Raw genomic sequence first — 21,988 nt, 5'->3', positions numbered from 1 at the left:
CCGTGTGAACGGTGGCCCGGTCCGCGTGGACGGTCGGGCCGAGCTGCCCGGCGAGCCGCGCGTCGACGATCCCGTCGTCGTATCCCCGCTGTGCTGGAGCTGCTTTCCGGGTCAGCGACGGTCGAGCCCGGACAACCGCCAGGCGAGCTTGTCGCGTACCGACGCCCGGCTGCCCGCCAGGCGCATGGCGATATTGCGCAGGGGGCGAACCGCCGCTGGCATGGTCGCCAGCGAGGTGAGCCGGCCGGCGATCGCGACCACCGATTCGGTGCTGCGGCGCCGGGCCGCCGCATGCTCGTCGAGCAGTGCCTGCGGGTCACCCCGCAGTATCCGGGACAGCGTCGTGGCGGCGGTGACCGCGTCCTCGATCCCCAGGTTCATCCCCTGTCCACCGGCCGGCGAATGCACATGGGCGGCATCCCCGGCCACGAGGATCCGGCGGTCCCGGAAGCGGTCGGCGATCCGGTGGTGCACCCGGAACCGCGATCCCCACACCACCTCTTCGACCACCGCGGGCTGGGCCTTCGGACCGCGTGTGTCCAGGAGCCGCTGGATGAACGCCACATCGGGTTCGTGCGGGGCCTCGTCGACGGTGGCCACGATCCGGTACATCCCGTCCGGCAGCGGTGCGACCACGACCAGCCCGGCCGGCGAGAAGTACAGGATCACTTCGTCTTTCGGTACCCCACCGGAGACGCGGACATCGGCCAGGGTGAACGATTCGGCATAGCTACCGCCGGTGAAGCCGATACCGGCCTGTTCGCGGACCGTGCTGTGCAGGCCGTCGGCGCCGATCAGATAGCGGGCGCGGAGCTGCTCGCCGTCGGCGAGGGTCGCGGTGACCATATCGTCGTCCTGGACGACCGTGCGCACTTCCACGGGACGACGGACCGGTACGCCGAGCTCGGTCAGCCGTTCCAGGACGAATTTCTCGGTATCGGCCTGCGAGATCATCAGCGTGTAGGGGTAGGCGGTGGGCAGATCACCGAACGGGACGGCGATCAGCACCTGGTCCCGGTCGCGGATCGTGAAATCGGGGGTGTGCAGGCCGCGGCCGACCAGCGGGGCGGTCACCCCGTAGGGCTCGAGCAGTTCGAGGGTGTGCGGGTGCACGACCGCCGCCCGGGAGGTGTTCGCGCCCGCCGCCTGGGCGTCGACGATGACGACGTCGTGGCCGAGTTGGGTCAGCACTACCGCCGCGGTGAGACCGACCGGGCCGGCGCCGACGATCAGGACATCTGCGATTTCGGTGGTCATCGTCCTACCTGCTCTCCAGAGGTCAACACTTGTTGGCATCAACGCTAGGCCGGATCGGCCGACTTTGTCAACAGACGTTGGCCTACAATCGTTGACATGAGAAGGTCCTCGGAAGAGACGAAAGCGGTCATCCTCACCGCGGCGCGCGAACGGTTCGCCGCCGACGGCTACGACCGGGCCACGATCCGGTCGATCGCCGCCGACGCCGCGATCGACCCGGCCATGGTGATGCGGTACTACGGCAACAAGGAGCGATTGTTCGCCGCGGCGACGGAATTCGATCTACGACTGCCCGACCTCACCGCCGTACCGCGCGACCGGATCGGCCCCGCCCTGGTCGCACATTTCCTCGATCGCTGGGAGAGCGACGAATCCCTGCTGATCCTGCTGCGCGCCGGTGTCACCAATGCGGCGGTGGCCGACAAGATGCGCTCGATCTTCGCCGCTCAGCTCGCACCGGTGGTCGCGAAGACCGGCAACGACCCCCGGGAGGGGCCGTTACGCGCCGGCCTGGCAGCCTCCCAGATCCTGGGCATGGCGCTGTGCCGTTTCATCCTGGCGTTTCCCCCGGTGGCGGCGATGACCGGGCCGGAGGTCATCGCCTGGCTGGGGCCGACGATCCAGCGCTACCTCACCGGTCCGGCACCGGAGATCACGACGACGCCGTAGTCGATCGCTACCCGAACGGCCGCCGGCGTCGCGGACCGGCGTCAGCGATGCCAGGCCGGAGCAGCCCCGGCGACGCTGCTGATGCGCACCTGGTAACGCTCCACGAACGGCAGCACCTGCTGAGCGATCACCTTGTTGTACTCCGCCGGCCGCTGTCGCGGATTCGCGTGACCGGTCCCCCGCGGCTTGACCACGAGCAGGTTGCCGTCGACACCACCGACCTTGTCGATCAATGCCTGCTGGGTGCGCGCGACATCCACGACCCGATCCCGGCTCGCTGTGTGCGGCCGGATGAAAACGATCGCCGGGCGCGGTTTCCCGTGCGCGGGCCCGGAGACCGCACGCAGGTTGTCGGCGGCACCACCGGCGACGATCGCCAGGAATTGCGCCTCGATCAGTCCGTTGCTGGCGGCATCGGCGTTGAAGATCTTGTCCCGCATGACCTGTCCCACGGCCTTCCGGAGATCACCCAACCGGATACCCGGCACCCCATTGCGATCGACGAAACTGTCGCGACGCGCGTAGGTCTCCACCGCGGTGCGCAATCCGCGGCTCTCCCGGGCGCCGGGCAGCCAGCCCATCCAGCGCACCATATCCTCCCCCAGGCCCCGGCTCTCGGGCCGTACCGAATCGAGGTCCAGTGGTGTGCAGTCCAGCAGCACACCCACCAGTCTGCGATCACTGCCGATATGGATGTGCTGCGCGACCTCGAGCGCGATGACCCCGCCCATACTGTGTCCCGTCAGCACGATATTGTGCACTCCGGACATCACCGCCGCGCGGATGATCAGGTCCGCGATCACCTCGGTATCGATACCGCGATTGTCGTAACGGATCGCCCAGACCGCTCCCATCTCCCGCAGCGCGGGGAGGGCGGCGGCGGTATCACTGGCATTGAGATTGCCCAGACCCACCAGATCGACCACGGCGGTATCCCGTTTATCCGGCCGGAACGGTTCGGCGATCGGTAACAATGCCGGCTCGGTGAGCGCGAGGCGATCGCGCTCCGGCTCGACATCGTGGTTCCAGTACTGCGCGAACGCGACCAGAACGATCATCAATACTGCGGCTACCCGAATCAACGCCAGCCTGGTGCGGCGCAACGTCTTCCAGCCGTGACCCGGGCGCGTCTCGCGCAACCTGGCCCGGCGACGTTCGTCACTCCAGTCCGCGACGGTGGACGGATGCCATTCGTCAACCGGCGACATGCCTCCACTGTATGTGCACGCGCCGCCACGACCCGGCCGTGCGGCGGTGAGAATCACCGCACGGCCCCGAGCTCAATCCCTGCGAACCCCGTCCACCAGCAGTCGCCGGATCGCCCCGTTCAGGGCGGCGATCGCCGCCTCGTCCGGATTCCGCAGCCCGTGCACCACCCCGGCGAGCATCATCCCCGTCACCGCCCGCGCGGTGTTGATCGTGTCGAGGTCCGCACGCAGATAACCCAATTCGACGCCGTGGTCGAGATATCCGGCGGTCAAGGTATCGGCCGTATCGAGGAGTCCGTAGAGCCGCTGGGTGAGTTCGTCGTCGATACCGGTCGCGTGGAACAGCAGCAGCTGCGCCACCCGCCGGTCCTCGACCAGGATCCGGGTGAGCGCAATGCCGATACGGTCGATCTGCGCTCGGTACTGATCCAGTGAGGTGGCGGCATCGGGTGCGTTGTCGGTGCCCAGGGCATCGATGATGCGGGCGGCCAGATCGTCGATCACATGGTCGATGATGTCGCGCTTGTTGCTGAAGTAGCGGTAGAAGGTACCGTGCCCGATACCCAGCTCGGTCGCGATATCGGCGATCCCGGTCGCGTGATAACCCTTCTCGGCGAAACAGACGAAAGCGGTATCGATGATCTCCTGGCGTAGCTCCGCCTTCCGGCGTTCGGCCCGCGTCGATGGCTTCGTCACGCCACCGATGATACTGTCATCACAAGCGGAATGATGTGTCATTCTGTGATGAGTCGTTCAGCAGAGCAGCAGGAGGTTCGGCGTGGCACCTCGATACGACGCGGTCGTGGTCGGTGCGGGATTCGGCGGTATGGGGGCGGGAATCCAGCTCGACCGTCTCGGCCTGCACAATTACGTGATCCTCGAACGCGAATCCGACCTCGGGGGCACCTGGCACGTCAACCGCTATCCCGGTCTGGCCGTGGATATCGCCTCGGTGACCTACTCGTATTCCTTCGAACCCAACCCGAACTGGTCGCGCCTGTTCGCACCGGGCGAGGAGCTGAAGAACTACGCCGACCACGTCGCCGACAAGTACGGTCTGCGCGAGCGTATGCGCTTCGGGACCTCGGTGGACAGCGCCCGCTGGGACGCCGGCGATCAGCACTGGGTGGTCACGGTCGCCGGTGGGGAAACGATCACCGCCCGCTACCTGCTGACCGCGACCGGCTTCCTCTCACAGCCCTACACCCCGCCCTTCCCCGGTATCGACACCTTCGCCGGCAAGATCATCCACACCACCGCCTGGGACGATACCTACGATCTCACCGACCGCCGGGTCGCGATCATCGGCACCGGCGCCACCAGTGTGCAACTCGTACCCGAGGTCGCCGGGCGGGCCCGGGAACTGACGGTCTTCCAGCGCACCCCGATCTGGGTGGTACCCAAGGTCGATATGCCGATCCCACCCGCGGTCCAGCGGCTGTTCGCCCGGGTCCCGGCCGCCCAGAAGGCCGCCCGGCTGGCCAACACCACCGCTCTGGAAGCACTCATGGTGATCGGCGTCCTGCACTACAAACAGGCCAAACCGCTGAACAAGGCGGCGGCCCTGCTCGCCAAGGCACATCTGCGTATGCAGGTCCGCGACGAACACATCCGGGCACAGCTCACCCCCGACTACGATTTCGGCTGCAAACGCCCGACCTTCTCCAACCGCTACTTCGCCACCTTCAACCAGCCCCACGTGCAGCTCGAGACCAGCGGCATCGAACGGATCGAACCGGACGGGATCGTCACCGCCACGGGCAACAAGACCGAAATCGACACTCTCGTCCTGGCCACCGGATTCAACCTCTGGGATGTGAACTTCCCGGCCATCGAGATCATCGGCCGCGACGGCGTGGACCTGGGTAAATTCTGGCGGGACAACCGTTTCCAGGCCTACGAGGGGATCACGGTACCGAATTTCCCGAATTTCCTCAGCCTCAACAGCCCCTACTCCTACAGCGGCCTGTCCTACTTCACCACCATCGAGGCGCAGATGAAGCATATGGGCCGGCTCTTCGGGGAACTGGCCCGGCGCGGCGAGACCACCTTCGAAGTCAGCGCCCGCGCCAATACCGAATTCCTCGACCGGGTCACCGGCAAGCTCGGGTCCTCGGTGTTCTACGGCGGCGATTGCGCCACCGCGCGCAGCTACTACTTCAACCAGCACGGTGAGGCGGCACTGCTGCGCCCGACCAGTACGGTCAACGCCCACCGCGAAGCAGTGCGCTTCCCGCTGGACGACTACCTCTACGGCCGGGCCGGCTGAATCGCGGGCCGGAACCGGCGAGCGACGACCTCGGCCCTGCCCGAGCGTGGCCGCCTTCCGGCACGCTCCGGAGTCTCCGCGAAAACCCGTTGCCGGACCGCGGCGACGACTGTTACTTTCCCTGAGGCCGTGCAAGAGAACGAGGAGGTGGTACCCGTGAACGCAGTATCGATACGGGTGCTCTCCTCCGGAGTCACGGTCGGGCGATAGGTCGTCCGGGAGCGCCGCTCGAGAGCACTCCCGAAAGGCACGACAATGCATTTCACTTCCGAAAATCGCCTCGCCGACGGCGTCCTCGAACGCGAATTCACCCTCGGCGAGATCCCCGGCATCCTGTGGACATCCGGATCCGCACCCACACCGGCGCCGCTGATCCTGGTCGGCCACCCCGGTGGCCTGAGCATGATGCACCCACGGCTGGTGGCCCGGGCCCGGGATGCCGTGGCGGCGGGCTATGCCGCCGCCACCATCGAACTCCCCGGCAGCGGCGACCGGCCCCGATCCGCGTCCGCCGAGCAAGCCCGCACCGACCTGCGCCGGGCGGTGGCGGCCGGCGAACCGGTCGCCGACGAGATCGTCGACCGGCTCGTCCTCCCGCTGGTCGACAAGGCGGTCCCGGAATGGCAGGCCGTTCTGGACGCTCTCCTGTCGCTGCCCGGGATCGACGGCCCGGTCGGATTCTCGGGCGGGGTGATCGCCGTCGGGATCCGGCTGGCGGTGGTCGAACCGCGTATCTCGGCTGCCCTTCTGTTCGCCGGGAGTTATGTACCCCGCGCCATGTACGAGGAGGCGCGGCAGATCACCATTCCGCTGCAGGTCCTGCTGCAATGGGACGACGAGGGCAACGACCGCCAACAAGCCCTGGACCTGTTCGACGCCTTCGGCTCCACGGAGAAGACGCTGCACGCCAATATGGGCGGGCACACCGGCGTACCGGACTTCGAGGGGGAGGCCGGGAACCGCTTCTTCGCCCGGCATCTGAAATAAGACCCGCCGGTCCGGCCCGCCGCCGGACGATAGGAGCCGCGGGCCGGGACACCGGTCCTCCAGGACGGGGTCCCGACGGTCCTCGGTAACGCTCGCCGGCAGCAGCACATCCGCCCCGATCACGCCGGTACCGGACTTCCGCGGTACCGGCGCCTCGCGGCACGACGGAAAGGAATTCGAGCTGGCTCGACCGGAACCCGGACGACGAACTCGCACCCGAGGTGCGGGCCGAACTCAGCACCGAGCCCGCACGCTACACACGCTGTATGCGTGAGTATCTCGGCTGGGGAGTTTTCGCCCTGATGCGACGCTGACCGTCGGCTCCGCAGTCCGGCCACCACCACATTCGAATCGGCCCACGGACAGACGTCGAGCCGCCGCGACGAGCGCCGCCGGCCACCACGGCCCGGCGGGTGAATCAAGGACGCATTCGCTGTGATCGGTCCAGCGGTATCCGGCGAACATTATGAGTTCGCGCAGAATCCATCGGCTGCTTTCGACAAAATCGCCCATACCGCCCGCGGCGTCGTAAGGTTGCTCGTCGAACAGAAACCGTCGCGGTCACAAGCCAAGGCAGACAGTTCGTTCGAGCGACGACCCGCTTTCGCGGAAGTCGCCGCGGTTCACCTGTGTGACAGCGACCGGAGCCGTTCGCTGGCACCACCGCGCATCCCGCCACACGGCGGCGGCCACCGCGGCATCACGAATGCCGGGCCGGCGCCGGTAGATTCCTGCTGTCCGAAAGAAGAACGTGTCCAGAGTTTCCACCCGTATCCTGGTCCTGCTGTTGACCCTCGTCTCGGTCGGGATTCTCGGCGGTGGCGCCAACGCCGAACCGCTCTATCCTCAGCCGGATCCGGACCCCTTCTACACCGCACCCCCCGACCTCGCCGCACTACAGCCCGGCGACGTGGTGCGCACCCGCAAGATCGATTCCGGGGTATATGTGGGCACCGAAGGCTGGCAGGTAGCCTTCCGGTCCACCAACTCCCTCGGTGATCCGATCATGGGTATGACCACCGTCCTGCTGCCCGCCGGCGTGAAGAATCCACCGCTGGTCTCCTACCAGGCCCTGATCAACTCGCTCGGTACCCGATGCAATCCGTCCCGGTCGCTGTTCAACGGTGAACTGCAGGACGCGGTCGGGGCGATGCTGCCGATCGGTCGGGGCTGGGCCATCTCGGTGCCCGACTACCTCGGACCCAATGTCGCCTACGCCGCCGGCAGGCTCAGCGGTATGGTCACCCTCGACAGTGTCCGCGCGGTACAGCGGGTCGCCGAACTGGGCCTCACCGACTCACCGGTGGCGCTGGCCGGATACTCCGGGGGCGGCCTGGCCACCGGATGGGCCGCGGCCCTCCATCCCACCTACGCACCCGATCTGAAGATCGCCGGGGTGGTCGCCGGTGGTATCCCGGCCGACCTGGAGCAGATGGCGCTGGGTCTCGGATTCGCACCGCACCCCGGGTTCGGCCTCGCCTTCGCCGCGGCCATGGGCCTGGAGCGGGAGTATCCCGACCGGTTGCCGATCTCGGATCAGCTCAACGAGAACGGACTGTGGTTCCGGGAGTTCACCCACGACGCGTGCCGGCGGTTCCTGCTCTTCCACGGCGCTTTCCGCAGCGCGGACCAGATGGCCGCGTCCAAGAATCTGATGAACAGTCCCGAAGCGCACGAGGTGCTGCGGGAGAACAGCCTGCGCTATTTCGACGGGGTACCGACGGTACCGACCTATCTCTGGCACGGCCGTTACGACACCCTCACGCCCTACGACGGAGTCGCCGAGTTCGCCGACCGTTACTGCCGCGCGGGCGCACCGGTGAAACTCACCACCTACGATATCGCCGAACATATGACCGCGGCAGCCGCGGGGTTCGCCGATGCCTGGAATTTCGTGGAAGCCAGATTCCGGGGTGAACCGGTGCCGAAGGGCTGCTGAACAGCGAGCACGCCGTGCCGCGGCCCGTCCGGTGAGAACACCGGACGGGCCGCCGTCGTATCCGGGCCCGCACGCCGGATTCATCCGTCCATCTCACGTTCCACCAGCCGGGGACGGTCCGGATGGCCGATGATCGAATACCGGGTCACGAGCAGGCGTAATCCGGCCAGATCCGTCGCATCGGCCATCACCTCGGTATCGAGGTCGAGGATGAAATGCCCGGGTCGTACGAAACGAGCCGATCGCCCCAGGTCACCGTCGGAGTGTTCGACCGCGACCACACCGGATACCGCGGTGATCCGGCCGCCGGTGTCGTATTCGATCTGCACGCGCACGGGTCCCCCTCATACGGTTATCGGACTGGACCAGGCTATGTAGAAGTAGTAATAGACGGGTTCTCCCCCGCCACTGTTGTATATCTCGAAATGGGTCTCGTCGTGGCCGCCGCGATAATGGGTGATATTCCGGACAGCTATCTCGGCGCCGCTGTCACAGAAAGCGGAGAATCGGTAGAGCCGGTTCTCCCGGCCCCATTCACCGCCGGCCGCCCACCAGTGGTCCGTATCCCCCGGTGCCAGCGGTCCACCGAAATTGCAGAACGAACCGACCCAGTTCAGAGCAACAACCTGCACCATCGGGCCTCCCTGGAATGATCCTCGAAAGCGCCGTCACCTCGTACGGTGGAATCCACGGTCGAACCGGTTCCCAGCTATTATCGCCGCGCGGACAGCGTCTGTCACGACCGGTACCGGTATGGGTCACCAACTGTGACGATCCGCGGTGTCCCGGTACAGCGACCGCATCGCCACATCCACCGCGTGCTCGGCGTCGCGACTGCCGTGCAGTGCGATACCGCGCTCTCCCGGCTGCAGCGGTTCGAGGGCCGCCAGCTGGGAATCCAGCAGCGCGACCGGCATGAAATGCCGTTCCCGGCCCGAGATCCGCTCCAGCAGATCGTCGCGGTCGGCGGTCAGCAGCACGAAAAAGGTGCCGGGCGCTCCGGCGCGCAACAGGTCCCGGTAGCGGCGTTTGAGCGCGGAACACGCGATCACGCCGCCGGTCCCCGCGGCCGTGTGGGTCCGCAGCCATTCGCCGACCGCGGCGAGCCACGGTTCCCGGTCGTCGTCGTCCAGCGGGATCCCGGACGCCATCTTGGCGATATTGGGCGGGGGATGGAGATCGTCGGCGTCGGCGAAAGGTACGCCGAGACGCAGCGCCAGCAACCTGGCGGTGGTGGTTTTACCGGTGCCCGATACACCCATCACCACCACGCACGGGATATCGGAACGAGCCGGTTCTTCCGCCGATCCCACCACCTCTATCGACTCCCGTCGATCTCGGCACGGCCGGATGACGCCGCGGCGCCGGGCCGGCCGTACTCCCGCCGGACAGCCGGGCCGGGGTGTGCGCAACGGCCGTGGGCGCCGCCGGTATCACCCGATATCACGAGGCCGGCACTCGACGCACCACCCCGGTTCCCGCTTCCTCGATATCGGCCGGGCAGGTCCGCCACGGGTGTTCCGGACACCCGGACCGGGACCGCCGCTCGGTCGTAGAGCTCTGCATTCTCCCGCCTCCGGCATGTTCGGGCGATCACGGTTCGCCAAGCATTTTCAACGTAACAGCAGGTCCGGACGCTGTCACGAGTATCGCCGGGACGAGACCGACCGCGCCGGTGGTCCGCACTGCCCGGTTCACCGCGGCGGCGGTACAGGCTCCGGGCGGCAGGAATGACCGGGCGCCGGCGAACGGCACCGCACCACAGGCATATTCGGAACACCCGAACCCCTTGACGCAAAGGACTATTCGCCATTGCAGGCCCGTCCGTTCGACCGAATTCGGGCCCCGCGCACCGGACCCGGCGGCGACAGAACAGCCCGCCAATGGTTCAATTCCGGGCGTACGCCCGGAATGCAGGAGGAAATCGAATGGCAGTGCGTTACTCGAAAAGAGAACAGAACAAACTCGTCAACCGGGTGAAAAAACTTCTCACCCAGGGTAAATCCGTCAACGCGGCGTGCACCGAGGTCTCCCAACGGGAAGGCGGCCTCCCCGCGACGAATACGCTCGCCAATTGGGTCCGGGCCGCCGGGCTTCCCGAAAGCACCTCGCCTGCCGAGGAGACACCGGTACCCGCGAAGCCCCGGCGCCGCACCCGCGCCACCGGCAAGGCGAGCGAAAAGCCCTTCACCGCAACCGAAACCGTCGAGGAGATCGTCTCCAGCGATACGGCGGAGACTCTTCTCGCCGACGCCGACGCCGACGCGGCCGAGCCGGCAGAGCAGACAGAGCCGGCACCGGAGACCACTGCCGAACCGACCGCCGAACTCGTCCGGGTGCGTCCCGCGGAGAACACGGTGGAAACCGCGCACGGCATCGACGATCTGCTCGACGAGAACCACCGGCTGCGTACCGCGTTGAACGAGGCCAATCGGGAAATTCGCGCCATGCGCGACCTCCTCGTCGTGTACGCCAGCCGATAGGCGAGCACCCGGGCCGTCCGGCGGCGCTACCCCGCCGGACGGCCCATCACGGGTGCAGACGAGCACCCTTCAAGACCACGTCCACCACTTTGCGGTCCGTGTACAGCGCGAGACCGACCTGGTCGAGGTCGTCGCGGCCCACCGCCGCGACCGCGGCCCGGTTGGCGTCGTCGTCGCCGGTGGCGAAGAGGTCGGCGGTGAATATCGACAGGGACAGTCCGCGGCCGAGGACGACGGCCGAGCCGCCGGAACTGCGGGATTCCGCAAACGTGTGCTGTACATCGAGAACACCCGGCTCTCGGGTATCGGTCCGGCGGTCGACACGCCCAGCACCCGGGACCATGTCCTCCGGGATCGGAGCCACCGGTTGCACACGGCGCTGCGGCACCCCGGTGACGAACTGGAAGCCGAGAGCCGCCTGAACTTCGTACTCGAGCGGCTCCAACGCCGCCTGTGCCGCCGGTCCGCCACCGTACCGCCGCAACGTGATCCCGGTCTCGCCCGGGATCTGCGCGCACTCTTCGACGAGCATGTGACCGACGGAATCGCGCTGTCGGACGCGAGCGGCACGCTCTACGCGGACCCGGCGCATCTGGTGCGCGTATTCTCCCGTCAGTTCGGTATCGCGCCGCATCGGTACCTGATCGGCCGCAGGGTCGACCTGGCCCGCCGTCTGCTGCTGGAGGGCCGGCGGCCGGTGGAGGTGGCCGCCGCGGCGGGATTCCACGACCAATCCCATCTGAACCGGCATTTCAAGCGGATGATCGGCGCGACGCCGAAACAGTCCGCGTCATCGGGACCGATCGGCGCGTCGTGAACACCGGCACGGTGATCCGGGCACGACGCCGCCGATCCGCCGCACCCCGTTCACGTCGCGCGGGAGCCGGCCACCGTGTCCGGAATACCGCCGGACCACAGTTTCCGCCGGTATCCGCGGCGCGGGCGAACGTCCCGGGCACCGGCGCGGCACACCTGCATACTGGACGTCATGTCGTGGTCCGGGCTCGTCGCAGCGGTGCTCGACCTGCGTGTGACGACATCCGCGGCGATCTTCGTCTTCGTCGCCGTCACCGCGGTATGCCTGACCACACTCGCCGCCCGGCGGCAGCGGCGCTGGCTACTCACCGGGCTCGCCACAGTGACGGCCGCGACGGTGCTGTCGGTAACCCTCGCCGCGGTGCTCATCGAGAAGGTGTGGCGGCCGTTTCCCGACCCGCTGCCCGCGACCGTCTACGTCTGGTCGGCGCTCGCGGTGCTCGCGGTCGGACTGATCATCGGCCGCTGGTTCGTCCGCGAGCGGGACCGGACGCGGCCGCTCGTCACGACCGGGCTCGTCGCGGCGGCGACGGCGGTCGTGCTCTGCGCCGCCGGTGGGATCAACGCGATATTCGACGCGTACCCGACCGTGCGGGCCACGCTCGGTATCGACGATTACCGCACCGTACCCTTCGACGCGACACTGGCACCTCGACCGGCGAACGGTGAGCGACCCACACCGCAGAACTGGGTACCTCCCGCGGATATGCCCGCGACAGGTGCGGTGACGAAAGCGGCCATACCGGGTGTGGTCTCCCGGTTCCCCGCTCGTGAAGCACGGATCTATCTGCCTCCGGCGTACTTCACCGATCCACGGCCCGATCTACCCGTGCTCGTCCTGCTCGCCGGACAGCCCGGCAGCACCGACGACTGGCTCGTCGGCGGCAGGCTCACCGGCATCATGGATTCCTACGCGGCCCAGCACCGGGGCCTGGCGCCGATCGTCGTCCTCGCGGACAGTACCGGCGGCCGGTTGGCCAACCCGCTGTGCGTGGATTCGCCGCTCGGGAACGCCGCCACCTACCTGGCCGTGGATGTGCCGGAATGGGTCCGCACACACCTACAGGTGGATCCGGATCCGCGAGCGTGGGCCGTGGGCGGGCTGTCCTACGGCGGCACCTGCTCGCTACAGCTGGCCACTACCCGGCCCGAGGTCTATCCCACCTTCCTCGATATGTCGGGACAGGCCGAACCCACGCTCGGCGACCGCCGGACCACCCTCCGGGAGGCGTTCGGCGGTGATGCCGAGGCTTTCGCCCGCAACAATCCCGCCGATCTGCTGGCCCGCAATCGTTACCCCGATTCGGCCGGGGCCTTCGTCGTGGGGCTCGGCGATACCGAATACCGCGCCGCGCTCGAGCGGCTCGCCGCCGCGGCGCAGGCCGCGGGCATGGATGTCCACATCACCGAACTACCCGGCGGGCACAGCTTCGCCGTGTGGTCGGCCGGTCTCGAGAAGGAGCTGCCGTGGCTCGGCCACCGACTCGGCCTCGACGCGTCGTGACGACCCGGATCGGCTCCGTGGTGTCACGCGCGCCCGTGGCCCTCGGATTACTCACCGTGATCTGGATTCTCGCGCTCACCACCGGTGCCTGGGCGCGAGGACCCGCGCCCGAGCTGTCGGGGCATATCGCACTCGGTATCCCCACCGTCGCCGACGGATACGTCTGGACACTGTGGACTTCGGGGCTGTTCGCCTCCGGGTTGGGCAACTATCTGCTGGCGAGCGTATTCGTCCTCGCGATCGCGGTACCGGTCGAACATCGGATCGGCAGCCGGCGGTTCGCAGTTGCGGTGGTGGTATCCCAGGGTGCCGGTGCGGCGCTGGCGCTCGCGGCGGCCGAGCTCGCCTCGGCGGTACCGAACTCGTGGGGCCTGGAACTGCACGGGCATCTGATCGTGGATCCGCTGTCCTGGGTGCTGGGCGCGATCCTCGCCGCCACCGCGGCGATGCATACGCTGTGGCGTCGGCGCCTGCGCACCCTGCTGCTGGTGATCCTGGTGACCACCGCGCTGTTCGCCGGGCATCTACAGGATGTGACGCGATTGTGCGTTGCGGTGTCGGGCCTGCTGATCGGGCCGGTGCTGTTCGGCCGGGCGGCGCGCAGCCCGGTGCTCGGCGGGACGATCCGGGAACGCCGCACTCTCGTCGCCCTCGTCGTCGCCGCCAGTGTGCTGGGTCCGATCTTCGCGGCGTTCTCTCCCCACGCCGTCGGCCCGCTGTCGTCGTTGCGCGAACTGTTCGATCAGGTGCCCTACAGCCCACGCGAGCTCGTCGATGTATGCGCCGATCCGGCCCTGCACGACGAGTGCCGTAGGGGACAGCAGGCTCTGCGTCTCTCCGGAGTGGGACCGCTGATCATGAATCTCATGCCCTCGGTGGTACTGCTGATCGGCGCCGAGGGTTTGCGCCGCGGCCGGCGCGCGGCCTGGCTACTCGCGGTGGGCGGGCATATCGTTCTCATCGGAATCGCTGTCGTCAGCGTGATCGTCCGGACCGTGCAACAGGACGAGGCCCGCTGGGTGCTGTACGGCATCCATCGGCACAGCTCGGTGTACCGGGATTTCGCGCCGCTGCTGGCACTGCTCGCGGTGCTGGTGTTGTTGCTGGTCACCCGGCGGCTGTTCGAGGTACGTGCGACGCGCGGGACCTACCGCCGGGTGTGGCTCGGTACGCTCGCGGTAGCCGGCGCCGCACTCCTGGTCTACACGGTGCTGGGCACCCTGCTGTCCGACGGATTCGACCGCGATCCCGGTATCGGCACGCTGCTGCGCGACGCACCGCTGCGGCTGCTTCCCCCGGTGTACCTCCAGCTGTTCGAACCACCGGTACTACCCCTGACCGCCGCCGCGACGGTGCTCTTCGAATGGATCGGCGTCATCGTCTGGGTGACGCTGTGCCTGTTGCTGCTGCGCAGCTTCCTCTCCCCAGCGGCCGGATCCGATCTCGGCGGCGCGCGCCGGGTGCGGGAGCTGCTGCACACTCCCGGCGGCGGTTCCCTGTCGTGGATGAGCACCTGGGCCGGAAACCGCTACTGGTTCGCCGCGGACGGACGGCACGCCGTCGCGTACCGGGTGCATTCCGGGGTCGCCCTGACCACGACGGATCCGATCGGGGAGCGCGACGGCCTCGCCGGCGCGATCGACGAGTTCGCCACCTGGTGCCTCGGTAACGGGTGGACCCCGTGCTTCTACTCCGTGGGAGCCGAAACCGCCGACGTCGCCCGCGAATACGGCTGGAGCTGCCTGCAGGTGGCCGAGGAAACGGTCGTCGAACTCGCGGACCTGGCTTTCAAGGGGAAGAAGTTCCAGGATGTCCGGACGGCCCTGAACCGCGCCGGCAAGGACGGGATCGAAGCCAGATGGACGACATTCGACGACGCCCCGCTGTCGGTGACCGAACAGATCGTCGACATATCCGAGGAATGGGCCGCGGACAAGGGCCTGCCGGAGATGGGGTTCACCCTCGGCGGGCTCGCCGAACTCCACGACCCCGAGGTGCGGGTGCTGCTGGCGGTCGACCGGGACGATCACGTTCATGCGGTCACCTCGTGGATGCCGGTGTACCGGGACGGCACGCTGGTGGGTCTGACCCTGGATTTCATGCGACGCCGGTCCGACGGATTCCGGGCAGCGATGGAGTTCCTGATCGCTTCGGCGGCGCTGTCCGCGCAGGAGGAGGGGCTCGAATTCCTCAGCCTGTCCGGGGCACCGCTGGCGAGTGCCGAGGCCGGTGAGAACGGGCTCGATCGCGGTGCGCTCGACGCGCTGCTGGATCTGCTGGGCCGCACTCTCGAACCGGTCTACGGCTTCCGGTCCCTGCTCGCCTTCAAGGCGAAATTCCAGCCGCGACACCGGCCGATGTACATGGTCTTCCCCGACGCCGCCGCACTGCCCACCATCGGGATCGCGGTGGGCCGCGCGTACCTACCACATCTGTCCCTGGAAGAGAGCGGACAACTGCTCACACACCTGCTGCGGCGCTGAACCCGGCAGGTCAGCTCCGCGACTGGGCAGATGTGAGGCGCATGTAGACGAGTCCCGCCCGTAGCGCGGCGAATCGAGGCCTTCCGGTCGGTCGGCCGGATTCACCGGCGCAGCGCCGTCACGGACTCGATACGCGCGAGCTTGACCGGATTACGCACGGCGTACAGCCCCGAGATCAGCCCGTCGTCGATCCGCACCGCCACCATGCTGTCGACCCGGCCGTCGATTTCGACGAGCAGTGCCGGATGACCGTTGATCTGCGCCGGGCGCAGCACCGCCGCACCCGCCAGACGGCCCAGTACCGCCGCCACCGGATCGGCACCGAGTACTGGTGCGAGCGCCGCCCGCACCACTCCCCCGCCATCGGTCAGCAACACCACATCGGGTGCCAGGACATCGAGCAGACCGCGCAGGTCGCCGGTGCCCACCGCGCGCCGGAAGGCTTCGAGCGCCGCGCGGGACTCGGTCGCGGAGACCACGCCGCGTGGTCGCCGCGCGGCGATATGGGCGCGTGCCCGGTAGGCGATCTGCCGGACGGCCGCCGGGGACTTCTCGACGGCCTCGGCGATCTCGTCGTACTCCAGCGCGAACACCTCGCGCAGGACGAACACCGCGCGTTCCACCGGCGCGAGCGTCTCCATGACCAGCAGCATCGCCATCGAAACACTGTCGGCCAGTTCGATATCCTCGGCGATATCCGGCGCGGTGAGCAGCGGCTCCGGCAACCAGGGTCCGATATAGGATTCCCGCCGCCGCCCGAGGGCGCGCAACCGGTCCAATGCCTGCCGGGTGGTGATCCGCACCAGGTAGGCACGGTGATCGCGCACCGCGTCGAGGTCGGCACCCACCCACCGCAGCCAGGTCTCCTGGAGCACGTCCTCGGCATCGGCGGCCGAACCGAGCATTTCGTAGGCGACGGTGAACAGCAGATTCCGGTGCGCGACGAAGACTTCGGTGGCGGGATCCGCACCACGGCCGTCCGCGCCGGGGTCGGCCTGCGATGTATCGGGCATGCGTGGCTCCTGTTTCGCGGTAAGAGGTATCGGCATCAGACGCCACCCGCCACCGTTTCGTAACACCGCACGGCAGTGGTTCACGCCACACCTACGAGTTGTTACGCCCGCCCCGCCGTCCACGTCTCATGGTCGTTCGATCGCGTACAACCAGTGAGGAAATCATGACCGAATCCCGTTTCGACCTGAACAGCAACGAACTCGCCGCAAAGATCGGCCGCCGATTCGCGAACACCAGTATGGCCATACTGCAGTCGCCGCTGCCGAAATCCACACTCGAACTGGTGGAGCTGCGAGCCAGCCAGATCAACGGCTGCGGTTACTGCGTCGACGCCCACACCAAGGAGCTGACGGCTGCGGGCGAACCGGCCGTCCGGATCCACTTGGTGGCCGCCTGGCGCGAGTCCACCGTGTTCACACCGGCCGAACAGGCCGCCCTGGCGCTCGCCGAGGAGGGCACCCGGATCGCCGACGACCGGCCGGGTGTGTCGGACGAGACCTGGGCCCGGGTTCGCGAGTACTACGACGACGATCAGGTCGCCGCACTGGTGTACGCGGTCGCGCTGATCAACGCGGCCAACCGGCTCGGCGTGATCCTGCATCAGAAAGGCGGTTCCTACGAGGCCGGAATGTTCGCCGCGATGGCGGACTGACCGGTCACCACGCCCTCGGCCCGCGGCTGTGCGCCCCGGGCCGGGGACCGGGCGGACAGGCCGTCCCGTACCGATCTCCGATTCGCCGGGGCAGTGTGCTCCGGTCGCCGGCCACAGTGCTCCGGGAGCCGCTGTTCCTGCTCACCGAAGTCGGCCGGCCGGCAGCAGCACCAGTGCTCGATTCACGCTCGATACGTCCGTCCGCGACGGCGGCGTCGCGAACGCAGCCGGGTTCGGACCGGTCTCGTCCATCGGCACGACCGGCCCGGGTGATCACAGCGTCGATGCATCCACCGCGGTGTACGTACTCACCGGGATGGGACGGGTTGCGCCGGTCCCGGGGCGGCGATGCTGTCCCAGGCCCGCATCGCGTTGTCCACGACCCGCTGCGCGTCCGCGCGCGAACATCCGTCGCGGGTACGGATCGCCAGACCGTGCAGGACGGTCAGGTAGAACGAGGCCACGGATTCGATATCGGCACCGGCGGCCAGATCACCGTCGGTGATCCCCTGCTCGAGTCGTGCGAGCAGTTCCGCGCGGTCCGCGGCGCGCATCGCCGCCAGCAGATCCCGGACGCGCATATTGTCCGGGGTGACATTGGTGGCCGCGAGTACCACCATGCAGCCGAGTGGCGTCGCCGGATCGAGGTTGGCGTCCACCCGCTGGCGCAACATCGCCTCGACCGCGTCCCGTGCGGTGGGCTGCCGGTCCATGGGGCGCGGTGTCGCGCTCCCGTACAGCGCGACAGCTTCGCCGAAGAGTTCCTCCTTGGAACCGAAGGCCGTGTAGAGGCTACGTGCGCCGATACCCATCGCGGTGGTGAGATCGCTGATCGACACGCCCTCGTAGCCGTGCTCCCAGAACAGGTACATGGCGGTGTGCAGCGCGGCGTCCCGATCGAAGCCCCGCGGGCGGCCCGGTCCCGGCATCACACCTCCACTCGGCGTTGTTGACATGCCCATGCTAGCCACGGTAGTCATTTATGCAACGATCACTGCATAAATATCGGGAGCTGAGATGGGTATCGAAGGTAAAGTTGCGTTGGTTACGGGCGGGAGCCGCGGTATCGGCGCGGCGATCGCACAGCGGCTGGCCGCCGACGGCGCGGATATCGCACTGACCTACAACGCCTCGGCCGAACGCGCCCAAGAGGTGGTGTCACGGATTCGCGAGACCGGCCGCCGCGCACTGGCGGTGCCCGCACCGGCCGCGGATCCGGAGGCGGTGCCCGCGGCGGTGCACCGGACGGTGGCCGAATTCGGCCGGTTGGACATCCTGGTGAACAACGCGGGCATCTTTCCCTACGGCACCATCGACGAACTGACCATGGAGCAGTTCGACGAGACCATGAATCTGCACGTCCGCGCCGCCTTCGCCGCCGCCCGCGCGGCGAGCCCGCATCTGGGCGAAGGCGGCCGGATCATCAGTATCGGGAGCAACCTCGCCGAACGGGCGACCCGGCCCGGGCTGAGCCTCTACTCCATGAGCAAGGCGGCGTTGATCGGTTTCACCAAAGGGCTGGCCCGCGACCTGGGCCCACGCGGTGTCACGGTGAATGTGGTGCAACCCGGTTCGACCGATACCGACATGAACCCCGCCGACAGCGCACCCGCCGACGCCCAGCGCGCGGCCACCGCCCTGGGCCGGTACGCGGAGGCGGACGAAATCGCTTCCGCTGTGGCCTATCTCGCCGGTGAGAGCGGAAACTTCGTCACCGGTAGCACGCTCACGGTCGACGGCGGCGCCAACGCATAGGCCGGGGCTCGGAGTCACTCCGGACCGGACCGCTGCACCGCCGGATCAGCTCGGCGGCCGGCGATCACCACTCGCGCCCGCCGGACGATACGACCGGTGGACCGCCCGAACTGGAACAGACTTCGGTACGCCGGAGAGCCCGCGCTCGGTTGTTCCGCGGCCCGTCGGCTCGGCGTCGATGCGGAACAGCCGAAGCGCCGGCCTTCACGACTCCGCATCCACCTGTTCTTCTATCCGCCCCAGTGCCTCATAGATCTCGCTCTCCAGCGCCAGCAGTTCGATATCCCCTTTACGACGCGGCCGCGGGACGTCGATCGAGAATTCCCGGTACACCCGGCCCGGTCGCGGTGACAGCAGGACCACCCGGTCGGCCAGATACACCGCCTCCCCCACATCGTGGGTGACGAAGACGACCGTCCGGCGCCGGCTCTCCCACAACGCCAGCAGATCCCGCTGCAGCTGGATCCGGGTGAGATGGTCCACCGCACCGAACGGTTCATCCATGAGCAGCACCGCGGGTTCGGTGGCCAGGGTCCTGGCGATGCCGGCCCGCTGCCGCATCCCGCCGGAGAGCTGATGCGGGTACTTGCGCTCGAAACCCGCCAATCCGACCTGCGCCAGGTATTCCGCGGCGGCGGCCCGACGTTCGGCACGGGGTACGCCGCGGAACTCCAGTCCTATTTCCACATTGCGTGCCACCGTCCGCCACGGATACAGCGAAGCGTCCTGGAACACGACGCCGATACGGCTGTTCGTCCCGGCGACCGGTGCGCCCTCGAACAACACCTCGCCCTCGGTCTTGTCCTGCAGCCCCGACAGGATATCGAGCAGAGTGCTCTTCCCGCATCCGCTGGGGCCGAGCAGGACGACGAATTCGCCCGCACCGATGGACAGGTCGATTCCGTCGAGCGCTCGCACCGGCGGATCGGTGGGGAATTCTTTTCCCAGACCGCGTACTTCGAAGGTTGCCACGGACCTACCTCGCTGATCGTGTCGTACAGTCACGCTGTCCGCAGGGTCAGCGCGCGGGCCGCGGGTAGGTGAAATCCTTCACGTACTCCTGCGGGATGAACTGCGTATCGATGTATTTACCGGCGTCGTAGGGCGCATCCTGCAGACCCATCTCGATTTCGATGTCCTGGGTGTCGCGGATCGCGACCGGATCGACGGCCGGGTTGTTGTCCCAGATATCGTCTTCCTGCCGCAGGGCCAGTTCGACCGCCTTCGGATCGATGGTGCCGAGTTTCGATTTCAGCCACGGCAGATACTCGTCGTAGTGCTCTTTGGCGTAGGTGTAGGCCTTGAAGTACGCGCGCAGGCTCCGGCGCAGCAGATCGGGATCGTCGTCGATCACATTGTTTCCGGCGATGAGCACGCCGGTGTGATAGGTCGGCAGATAGTCCCAGCCGCGGGCCAGGGTCACCGATCTGCCCTGGAGCTCACCCAGCGCGGGGAAGGGCTGATGGATGATCGTGGCGTCCACCTGACCGCTGGTGAGGGTGCCGTACGCCTGTTCGTTCACACCGTTGGCGATGAAGCCGACATCATCGGGATCGACCCCATTGGCGGTGAGGATCTTACGCGTGTAGGTCTCCATACTGCTACCGGCCGTGGCGATACCGATTGTCTTACCGCGCAGGTCGGCGATTGATTTGATCTCCGGACGCGCGATGAGGAAGAAGGGGCCCTTGCTCCGGAACGCGGAACTGACGATCGTGATCGGCGCGCCTTTCTCGGCCGCGCGCAGATAGTTGCTGGTCGGGCCGAACGCGAGTGTCAGCTCCCCGGTCGCTACGCCGGTCACCGCGTCCTGGACCTGGGTGAACTTCACGTCGAGGTTCTCCTCGCCGAAGAAGCCCTTCTCGACGCCGAAACGGATCGGCAACTGCGTATAGGACGTGCTGTCCTGCAGGGTCAGCACACTACGGCCGTCACCCGAGGAACCACTGTCGCCCGCAAGGGATTCGACGGTCCCGGAGCAGCCGGTGGCCGCCAGGGCCACCGCCAGCGCACCGGCGAGAACGGCCAGGGATCTCTTCACGAACACAGTTGTTCCTTCGAAATGGGAGGGATGGGCGAAGCCTGGTATCAGGTGTACTTCCAGCGGAGCAGGACTTTCTTCTCCAGCAGATTCACCGCGGCGATGATGAGAACCGAGAACACCGTGATGGACAGGACCAGCGCGAACAGGGTCGCGGTGTCGTAGACGCCGATAGCGCGGTTGAGCATATTGCCCAGCCCCGCCTTGGACGCGATGATCTCCGCGAAAAGAGCTGCCACCAGGGCGGTCCCCGCTTCGATCCGCAGCGCGGCGACGATACTCGGTGACGCCGACGGCAGGATCACCTTGACGATCGTCTGCCACCGGGAGGCCCCGTTCGCCCGGGCGACCTTGAGGTGGCTCTCCTGGACCTGTTTGATCCCGGCGACGGTGTTGAAGACGAAGAGGAAATAGCCGAAGAGGAAGACGATCACGATCTTGTGGTTGACGCCCACCCCGAGATAGAGCGTGAGCAGCGGAATGATGGTGACCTTCGGGACGGCCATCGCCGCACCCACGAACGGATTGAGGAACCGCTCGGCAGTGCGCGACAGACCCATGTAGATCCCGGTCGCCACGCCGAACACGAACGCCAGAGCGGTGCCGACGACGGCCTCGTACAGCGTGATCAAGAGATTGCCGAAGAGATGTTCCTCGGTGACGAGTCGCGGGAACACCCCGAGTACCTGGCTCGGCGAGGCGAGGTAGATCGACTCCACCCGCCCGGAATCCACCAGCCACTGCAGAATCGCCAGCACGATGACGACGACAGCGAGTTGCCCGGCGGTGAGCGCGAGATTCTTCGGCGATACCGCCGCGCGCAACCGCTGCCCCCGGGGCGCCCTACGGGGCCGTGGTGCGGCGGGGCGGGCGACAACTGCCTCGGCTTGGTCGAGAGCCACCGTCATGGT

22 protein-coding genes are annotated in these 21,988 nt (G+C 67.5%); 10 read left to right on the top strand and 12 right to left on the bottom strand.

Annotated features, from left to right (window positions below):
* Nucleotides 1-111 precede the first annotated feature (111 nt).
* Nucleotides 112-1,257: an FAD-dependent oxidoreductase gene (locus tag ACWEWT_RS04430; protein ID WP_452556059.1), complete on the bottom strand. Its 1,146-nt coding sequence runs from the start codon at nucleotides 1,255-1,257 to the stop codon at nucleotides 112-114.
* Between the two features lie 96 nt (nucleotides 1,258-1,353).
* On the opposite strand from ACWEWT_RS04430, the gene ACWEWT_RS04425 reads away from it, so the two are divergent.
* The gene (locus tag ACWEWT_RS04425; RefSeq protein ID WP_452556057.1) at nucleotides 1,354-1,926 is read left to right on the top strand and encodes a TetR/AcrR family transcriptional regulator; all 573 of its coding nucleotides are present in this window, start codon (nucleotides 1,354-1,356) and stop codon (nucleotides 1,924-1,926) included.
* Between the two features lie 41 nt (nucleotides 1,927-1,967).
* Here ACWEWT_RS04425 and ACWEWT_RS04420 read toward each other — a convergent pair whose 3' ends face one another.
* Nucleotides 1,968-3,134, bottom strand: a complete 1,167-nt coding sequence (locus tag ACWEWT_RS04420) for an alpha/beta fold hydrolase (protein ID WP_452556056.1) — start codon at nucleotides 3,132-3,134, stop codon at nucleotides 1,968-1,970.
* A 72-nt stretch (nucleotides 3,135-3,206) separates the two neighbouring features.
* The gene (locus ACWEWT_RS04415; RefSeq protein ID WP_452556054.1) at nucleotides 3,207-3,872 is read right to left on the bottom strand and encodes a TetR/AcrR family transcriptional regulator; all 666 of its coding nucleotides are present in this window, start codon (nucleotides 3,870-3,872) and stop codon (nucleotides 3,207-3,209) included.
* Nucleotides 3,873-3,912: 40 nt separating this feature from the next.
* Between ACWEWT_RS04415 and ACWEWT_RS04410 the strand changes: the two genes are divergently transcribed.
* The 3 genes from ACWEWT_RS04410 (at nucleotide 3,913) to ACWEWT_RS04400 (ending at nucleotide 8,329) form a co-directional block, all read left to right on the top strand.
* Nucleotides 3,913-5,403: a flavin-containing monooxygenase gene (locus ACWEWT_RS04410; RefSeq protein WP_452556052.1), complete on the top strand. Its 1,491-nt coding sequence runs from the start codon at nucleotides 3,913-3,915 to the stop codon at nucleotides 5,401-5,403.
* Between the two features lie 255 nt (nucleotides 5,404-5,658).
* Nucleotides 5,659-6,390 (top strand): alpha/beta hydrolase, encoded by a 732-nt coding sequence (locus ACWEWT_RS04405; protein ID WP_452556050.1) that lies wholly within the window; start codon nucleotides 5,659-5,661, stop codon nucleotides 6,388-6,390.
* Between the two features lie 772 nt (nucleotides 6,391-7,162).
* Nucleotides 7,163-8,329 (top strand): lipase family protein, encoded by a 1,167-nt coding sequence (locus ACWEWT_RS04400; protein ID WP_452557667.1) that lies wholly within the window; start codon nucleotides 7,163-7,165, stop codon nucleotides 8,327-8,329.
* A gap of 80 nt (nucleotides 8,330-8,409) precedes the next feature.
* On the opposite strand, the gene ACWEWT_RS04395 is transcribed toward ACWEWT_RS04400, so the two are convergent.
* The 3 genes from ACWEWT_RS04395 to ACWEWT_RS04385 form a co-directional block, all read right to left on the bottom strand.
* On the bottom strand, nucleotides 8,410-8,664 hold the full coding sequence (locus ACWEWT_RS04395; protein WP_452556048.1) for a hypothetical protein: 255 nt from the start codon (nucleotides 8,662-8,664) through the stop codon (nucleotides 8,410-8,412).
* 9 nt (nucleotides 8,665-8,673) lie between these two features.
* The gene (locus ACWEWT_RS04390) at nucleotides 8,674-8,964 is read right to left on the bottom strand and encodes a hypothetical protein (protein ID WP_452556046.1); all 291 of its coding nucleotides are present in this window, start codon (nucleotides 8,962-8,964) and stop codon (nucleotides 8,674-8,676) included.
* A 123-nt stretch (nucleotides 8,965-9,087) separates the two neighbouring features.
* Nucleotides 9,088-9,591, bottom strand: coding sequence for a gluconokinase (locus ACWEWT_RS04385; protein WP_452557666.1), 504 nt, complete (start codon nucleotides 9,589-9,591; stop codon nucleotides 9,088-9,090).
* Nucleotides 9,592-10,257: 666 nt separating this feature from the next.
* Between ACWEWT_RS04385 and ACWEWT_RS04380 the strand changes: the two genes are divergently transcribed.
* Nucleotides 10,258-10,812, top strand: coding sequence for a hypothetical protein (locus ACWEWT_RS04380; protein ID WP_452556044.1), 555 nt, complete (start codon nucleotides 10,258-10,260; stop codon nucleotides 10,810-10,812).
* A gap of 46 nt (nucleotides 10,813-10,858) precedes the next feature.
* Here ACWEWT_RS04380 and ACWEWT_RS04375 read toward each other — a convergent pair whose 3' ends face one another.
* Nucleotides 10,859-11,176, bottom strand: coding sequence for a DUF2000 family protein (locus tag ACWEWT_RS04375; protein ID WP_452556042.1), 318 nt, complete (start codon nucleotides 11,174-11,176; stop codon nucleotides 10,859-10,861).
* Nucleotides 11,177-11,179: 3 nt separating this feature from the next.
* Between ACWEWT_RS04375 and ACWEWT_RS04370 the strand changes: the two genes are divergently transcribed.
* The 3 genes from ACWEWT_RS04370 (at nucleotide 11,180) to ACWEWT_RS04360 (ending at nucleotide 15,615) form a co-directional block, all read left to right on the top strand.
* The gene (locus ACWEWT_RS04370) at nucleotides 11,180-11,629 is read left to right on the top strand and encodes a helix-turn-helix transcriptional regulator (RefSeq protein WP_452556040.1); all 450 of its coding nucleotides are present in this window, start codon (nucleotides 11,180-11,182) and stop codon (nucleotides 11,627-11,629) included.
* A gap of 171 nt (nucleotides 11,630-11,800) precedes the next feature.
* Nucleotides 11,801-13,132, top strand: a complete 1,332-nt coding sequence (locus ACWEWT_RS04365) for an alpha/beta hydrolase (RefSeq protein ID WP_452556038.1) — start codon at nucleotides 11,801-11,803, stop codon at nucleotides 13,130-13,132.
* Nucleotides 13,129-15,615, top strand: a complete 2,487-nt coding sequence (locus tag ACWEWT_RS04360) for a bifunctional lysylphosphatidylglycerol flippase/synthetase MprF (RefSeq protein WP_452556036.1) — start codon at nucleotides 13,129-13,131, stop codon at nucleotides 15,613-15,615. Before ACWEWT_RS04365 ends, ACWEWT_RS04360 begins: the two co-directional genes overlap by 4 nt.
* Before the next feature lie 101 nt (nucleotides 15,616-15,716).
* On the opposite strand, the gene ACWEWT_RS04355 is transcribed toward ACWEWT_RS04360, so the two are convergent.
* Nucleotides 15,717-16,628 carry an RNA polymerase sigma-70 factor gene (locus ACWEWT_RS04355; protein WP_452556034.1) on the bottom strand — a complete coding sequence of 304 codons (912 nt, stop codon included), beginning with the start codon at nucleotides 16,626-16,628 and terminating at the stop codon, nucleotides 15,717-15,719.
* Between the two features lie 164 nt (nucleotides 16,629-16,792).
* On the opposite strand from ACWEWT_RS04355, the gene ACWEWT_RS04350 reads away from it, so the two are divergent.
* Nucleotides 16,793-17,281 (top strand): carboxymuconolactone decarboxylase family protein, encoded by a 489-nt coding sequence (locus ACWEWT_RS04350; RefSeq protein ID WP_452556032.1) that lies wholly within the window; start codon nucleotides 16,793-16,795, stop codon nucleotides 17,279-17,281.
* A gap of 308 nt (nucleotides 17,282-17,589) precedes the next feature.
* Here ACWEWT_RS04350 and ACWEWT_RS04345 read toward each other — a convergent pair whose 3' ends face one another.
* Nucleotides 17,590-18,210, bottom strand: coding sequence for a TetR/AcrR family transcriptional regulator (locus ACWEWT_RS04345; protein ID WP_452556030.1), 621 nt, complete (start codon nucleotides 18,208-18,210; stop codon nucleotides 17,590-17,592).
* 88 nt (nucleotides 18,211-18,298) lie between these two features.
* Between ACWEWT_RS04345 and ACWEWT_RS04340 the strand changes: the two genes are divergently transcribed.
* Entirely contained in the window at nucleotides 18,299-19,036 is a 738-nt protein-coding gene (locus ACWEWT_RS04340; RefSeq protein WP_452556029.1) for a 3-oxoacyl-ACP reductase family protein, read from the top strand.
* 204 nt (nucleotides 19,037-19,240) lie between these two features.
* Here the strand turns inward: ACWEWT_RS04340 and ACWEWT_RS04335 are convergent, their stop codons facing one another.
* The 3 genes from ACWEWT_RS04335 to ACWEWT_RS04325 are packed head-to-tail and all read right to left on the bottom strand — an operon-like array spanning nucleotide 19,241 to nucleotide 21,979.
* A complete protein-coding gene (locus tag ACWEWT_RS04335; protein ID WP_452556027.1) occupies nucleotides 19,241-20,008 on the bottom strand; it encodes an ABC transporter ATP-binding protein in 768 nt (255 codons plus the stop codon).
* Between the two features lie 46 nt (nucleotides 20,009-20,054).
* Nucleotides 20,055-21,077 carry an ABC transporter substrate-binding protein gene (locus tag ACWEWT_RS04330; RefSeq protein WP_452556025.1) on the bottom strand — a complete coding sequence of 341 codons (1,023 nt, stop codon included), beginning with the start codon at nucleotides 21,075-21,077 and terminating at the stop codon, nucleotides 20,055-20,057.
* 47 nt (nucleotides 21,078-21,124) lie between these two features.
* On the bottom strand, nucleotides 21,125-21,979 hold the full coding sequence (locus ACWEWT_RS04325) for an ABC transporter permease (protein ID WP_452556023.1): 855 nt from the start codon (nucleotides 21,977-21,979) through the stop codon (nucleotides 21,125-21,127).
* Nucleotides 21,980-21,988 lie beyond the last annotated feature (9 nt).

The organism is Nocardia sp. NPDC003963, from assembly GCF_053605105.1.
The sequence above is the reverse complement of the archived record's forward strand: the minus strand, read 5'-3'. Positions and strand labels throughout refer to the sequence as shown.

Coding starts and splice junctions, on each gene's coding strand:
- ACWEWT_RS04430 (WP_452556059.1), bottom strand. CDS start 1,257: ATGACCACCGAAATCGCAGATGTCCTGATCGTCGGCGCCGGCCCGGTC.
- ACWEWT_RS04425 (WP_452556057.1), top strand. CDS start 1,354: ATGAGAAGGTCCTCGGAAGAGACGAAAGCGGTCATCCTCACCGCGGCG.
- ACWEWT_RS04420 (WP_452556056.1), bottom strand. CDS start 3,134: ATGTCGCCGGTTGACGAATGGCATCCGTCCACCGTCGCGGACTGGAGT.
- ACWEWT_RS04415 (WP_452556054.1), bottom strand. CDS start 3,872: ATGACACATCATTCCGCTTGTGATGACAGTATCATCGGTGGCGTGACG.
- ACWEWT_RS04405 (WP_452556050.1), top strand. CDS start 5,659: ATGCATTTCACTTCCGAAAATCGCCTCGCCGACGGCGTCCTCGAACGC.
- ACWEWT_RS04390 (WP_452556046.1), bottom strand. CDS start 8,964: ATGGTGCAGGTTGTTGCTCTGAACTGGGTCGGTTCGTTCTGCAATTTC.
- ACWEWT_RS04385 (WP_452557666.1), bottom strand. CDS start 9,591: ATGGGTGTATCGGGCACCGGTAAAACCACCACCGCCAGGTTGCTGGCG.
- ACWEWT_RS04380 (WP_452556044.1), top strand. CDS start 10,258: ATGGCAGTGCGTTACTCGAAAAGAGAACAGAACAAACTCGTCAACCGG.
- ACWEWT_RS04365 (WP_452556038.1), top strand. CDS start 11,801: ATGTCGTGGTCCGGGCTCGTCGCAGCGGTGCTCGACCTGCGTGTGACG.
- ACWEWT_RS04355 (WP_452556034.1), bottom strand. CDS start 16,628: ATGCCCGATACATCGCAGGCCGACCCCGGCGCGGACGGCCGTGGTGCG.
- ACWEWT_RS04350 (WP_452556032.1), top strand. CDS start 16,793: ATGACCGAATCCCGTTTCGACCTGAACAGCAACGAACTCGCCGCAAAG.
- ACWEWT_RS04345 (WP_452556030.1), bottom strand. CDS start 18,210: ATGCCGGGACCGGGCCGCCCGCGGGGCTTCGATCGGGACGCCGCGCTG.
- ACWEWT_RS04340 (WP_452556029.1), top strand. CDS start 18,299: ATGGGTATCGAAGGTAAAGTTGCGTTGGTTACGGGCGGGAGCCGCGGT.